Genomic DNA, 584 nt, shown 5'->3' on the forward strand with positions numbered 1-584 from the left:
GGCCGCCTACGGCCCCGACCACCCCGCCGTCGCCACCGACCTGAACAACCAGGCAGAAGCGCTGCGAACCTTGGGGCGGGCCACCGACGCGCTGCCGCTGTACGCACGGGCGCTGGCGATCGACGAGGCTGTCTACGGCCCCGACCACCCGTCAGTCGTCCTGATCCGACGCAATCTGTCCGATCTTGACAAATAGATATGACGGTTTTTCATCACTTGATTAAGGGCGATGGGAGCCAGTGTGTTCAGCGTCATCGCGCCGCGTGCTGTTTCGATCAACTCGGTGAAGAAGGCGTCGAGGTCCTCCGCTGGCAGGAACGTCGTCCAGGGCAGGGCGTCGGGCAACGCCTGCCGTAGGACGGCGGTGTGCCCCGTGCGGACCAGGCCGGCAAGCATGCGGGTGGCGAAGTCGACCACGGCGGAGTCCTGTTCCAGCTGGTCCACCCGCATCAGCGCGAGGTCCGTCGCGTCGCGACGGCGCAGCCGTAGCGCTCGTACCTCGTCGAGCCGCCGGGTGGTTGCCGCTGGGTGGTTGCCGCTGGGTGGTGTAGCAGCTCGCTGAACGGGACTACTTCGTAGGCCAC

1 protein-coding gene and 1 pseudogene are annotated in these 584 nt (G+C 66.8%); one reads left to right on the plus strand and one right to left on the minus strand.

Annotated elements, in window-relative coordinates; all coding sequences use genetic code 11:
- On the plus strand, positions 1-196 hold a 196-nt coding region (locus tag U9979_RS18960), incomplete at its 5' end, for a tetratricopeptide repeat protein (RefSeq protein ID WP_322780441.1).
- Here U9979_RS18960 and U9979_RS18965 read toward each other — a convergent pair.
- Positions 133-584: pseudogene (locus U9979_RS18965) on the minus strand (hypothetical protein); the annotation flags it as partial. The gene U9979_RS18960 and the pseudogene U9979_RS18965 overlap by 64 nt on opposite strands.

Origin of the sequence: Protofrankia sp. Cas4, from assembly GCF_963555915.1 — a bacterium.
Lineage (GTDB): Bacteria > Actinomycetota > Actinomycetes > Frankiales > Frankiaceae > Protofrankia.